This window comes from Actinoplanes sp. NPDC051851 (assembly GCF_040681165.1).
Classification (GTDB): domain Bacteria; phylum Actinomycetota; class Actinomycetes; order Mycobacteriales; family Micromonosporaceae; genus Actinoplanes.
The window spans coordinates 1-2,908 of sequence record NZ_JBFAYF010000153.1 but is presented as its reverse complement, the minus strand read 5'-3'; the positions used below and the strand labels follow the sequence as shown (position 1 = coordinate 2,908).

Here is a 2,908-nt window from a genome sequence, read left to right as displayed (position 1 = left end):
CCCACACCTCCCCCACGGGGGCGCTCCCCCCCCCCCGGTGGGGGGCGGCCCCCCGCGCCGCCAACCAGTTCAAGGGCGGCGCGCTGACCGTGCTCGGCGTCCTGATGACCGCCGGCGGGTTCTGGCTGGTCCGCGGCGACCGGGGCGCCGACCCGGACCTGCCGGTCACCGACCGCGCCGAACTGGGCCGCCGGGAGGGCTGGAGCTTCACCACGGTCGACACCGACCTGCTGAGCACGTGGCGGGACAACCCGCACTTCGGCACCAGCCCGGCCGCCTGGAACGTGCTGCGCGGCACCCACGAGGGCTTCGCGTTCGTGGTCTTCGACTACCGGCGGTACAGCGGCGGCGCGAACACCGCCTGGATGCTGTTCCACCCGCGGCCGTCCCCCGAGTTCGTCGCCTGGGCGGCGAAGCAGGGCGGCCTGAACCGCAAGCCGCTCGCCTGGGTGCTCACCTCCGACGAGCGGGCGGTGGTGAACGTCGCGAACAGGGTGCACCGCTCGACGAAGCCCGACCAGGTGTTGCGCCACGTCACCGTGATGGCCGAGATCGTGCGCCGCTTCGAGCGCTCCACCATCCCCGCGGCGGAGTAGGTCCGCCGATCCAAGGCTGTCGTGCCAGCCGTGCCAACATCGCAGTCGATGACGGGGCCATGGGCCGGATGTCAAAGAAGATCGCTGAGCTGTACAGTCTCCATCTGTTCGCGGCGGGCGCGCTCATGTCGATGGGCGCATGCGAGGCGAGCCCGGCCTCATCGCCGGGACAGCCCGGACCATCGTGCTCTGGCACCATGACCGGCATGGAATTGCAGGCCCACCGTCCAGTCGACGGCGTATACCCGGCCACCGATGACTACGCACACGCCATGGAGGTGCGCGGCGCTCAACGTCTGCTGTTCGTCGCGGGCACCATGGGTCTGCGCCAGGATGGCACGCCGGGTGCTACCCTCGCCGAACAGCTCGACCTGGTCTGGTCGAACATTCGAGCCATCCTGGCCGCCGCACAGATGACGGTCGACAACATCGTGCGACTGACGAGTTACCTCACCGACGCCTCGCACGCAGGGGCGAACGCCGCCGCCCGGGTGGCGGCTCTGGGTGGCCGAGTCGTGCCCACTACGGCGATCGTCGTCCAAACTCTAGACAGCGGCTGGTTGATCGAGATCGAGGTGATCGCAGCAGCGTGACAGCGGTGCACGGCGCGCCGTCTGTGATCGCTGCTGCCGATGCGCGCCCACCTCCGGCACCGTCACTGTGCGTAACTGGATTGATGTCGATGTCCGCCGACAGTGAAGTTGGTCCGGAATGTAGCCGTGACCAGGGCGGATCAGAATGGGTGACACGCCTGATGTCGTGAACCTCCCTGTGGCGGGTCGCGGTGAGCTCAGTTTGTGTCACTGGACCTGATCCGGTTCGTGGACGAGTCGGGCAGGGCTGGGAGCCTCGGGATAGGGCGGTGAATGCGGTCGCAGGCGTCGTCTTTGGCCCGTTAGCCTCACACGATGATCACGCTGACGCCGGTGCTGGAGCGGTGGCCCGCTGACTGCCCGTTCTGGTCGGCCGAGCAGACGGACTTCTATTTCGCGGTTCCGCGCAGGCCGACGTCGCAGCAGGTGGGGGCGGTGGTCTGGACGTTGATCGGCCGCAGCGTGACCGCCGATGACCTTTCGATCATTGCGACGGACGCAGCCGAGGCGATCGAAAAGTATCTAGCCTGCGACGACGAAGACTTCGCGCAGGGCGGATTGCGGGTGGGCGACGACAACGTCGTCATCGACCCCGGCTGCTGCATCGGCCTGGACGAATGGCGCGACTGGCTGCGCGTGATCGGCGGTGAAGTGATCGACTTGGGCCATGACCCAGATCCGCTGATCGAGCACCGAGGGCCGGTGGTCCGAGTATGGAAGGACGGCGGCCAACTTCCTTCCGGGCAGGCTCCCGGCCCGAACGAACCACACATCGACATTCCGCGTCATACCTTGCCGAACCTTCTGGGCGCGGTTCAGCAGGATCTCGCCGGCTTCATGACCTTCCTGCGTTCATGGGCGCAGGGCATCCGCGCCGATCTGGCGGACCCGCTGGCCGCGGCCGTGGATCGGCGCCTGCAGATCAGCGCGCCTCTCGGCATCTGACGCAGGGTGCGCTTCTATCCCTTGCCGTCCGCGTCGGAGGGTTCTATGGCTTCACCGCGGTTCTGGGAGGTGCGATATTTTCGTCGTTCACGGACGTAGGCGCTGACTGCCGAGAAAGAGACCGTGACCTTGAGGTTCTCGGTGAGATGGTCGTAGACCTCTTGGACGGTGGTCCGATGCTTCGGGTGGGAAGGTCGAGCGAGCATCGCGTCGATGACTGAGGTGATCTCAGCAAGGAATAGAGCATGATTCGGTACGACACGGGTGAATACCCACGGACCGGACAGTGCTGGATACAGGCGTGGAGCCATCGATAGACCAGTTCTTGCGAAGGAAAAAGGTCGTCGAGAGGGCTCCACGTGATCGCGTATTCTGCCATGCTCGACGTCCCCAGGGAACTCGTGCGCTACCTCGCCCGGCTGCTCGCCGCGGAACGCCGTGCCCTCGGAACGCGGCGGGGCACGCGGGCGTTGACCTGCTTCTACCAGGCATTACTGATCCTCATCTGGTTCCGCAAGCAAGAGGACCCGACACTGCTGGGAGCAGGGTTCGGGATCTCCCGGGCCACCACCTACCGGTACCTCGGCGAGGGCATCACCGTCCTCGCCGCCCACCGGCCCGACCTGCACGAGGCCCTGCAGCGCGCTGCCGCCGAGGGATGGGCGTTCGTCATCCTCGTCAAGATCCGCGACGGGAAGGTCGCCAACCGGCCGATCTACGTTGCTCTGGCGGTCACCGCCGAGGGCACCCGCGACATCCTCGGGCTGTGGGCCG

The 2,908-nt window shown here is 67.0% G+C and carries 4 protein-coding genes and 1 pseudogene; 4 read left to right on the top strand and 1 reads right to left on the bottom strand.

Going from position 1 to position 2,908, the window contains the following annotated elements:
- The 3 genes from AB0M08_RS47345 to AB0M08_RS47335 all read left to right on the top strand — a co-directional run.
- Nucleotides 1–596 (top strand): hypothetical protein (locus AB0M08_RS47345; RefSeq protein ID WP_364508904.1); only part of this gene is annotated, 596 nt, incomplete at its 5' end.
- Between the two features lie 68 nt (nt 597–664).
- Nucleotides 665–1,189 carry a RidA family protein gene (locus tag AB0M08_RS47340; protein WP_364508902.1) on the top strand — a complete coding sequence of 175 codons (525 nt, stop codon included), beginning with the start codon at nt 665–667 and terminating at the stop codon, nt 1,187–1,189.
- Nucleotides 1,190–1,504: 315 nt separating this feature from the next.
- The gene (locus AB0M08_RS47335) at nt 1,505–2,134 is read left to right on the top strand and encodes a hypothetical protein (protein WP_364508899.1); all 630 of its coding nucleotides are present in this window, start codon (nt 1,505–1,507) and stop codon (nt 2,132–2,134) included.
- Between the two features lie 14 nt (nt 2,135–2,148).
- Here AB0M08_RS47335 and AB0M08_RS47330 read toward each other — a convergent pair whose 3' ends face one another.
- Nucleotides 2,149–2,445, bottom strand: coding sequence for a hypothetical protein (locus AB0M08_RS47330; RefSeq protein WP_364508896.1), 297 nt, complete (start codon nt 2,443–2,445; stop codon nt 2,149–2,151).
- 360 nt (nt 2,446–2,805) lie between these two features.
- Here AB0M08_RS47330 and AB0M08_RS47325 point away from each other — a divergent pair.
- A pseudogene (locus AB0M08_RS47325) lies at nt 2,806–2,908 on the top strand (transposase); the annotation flags it as partial.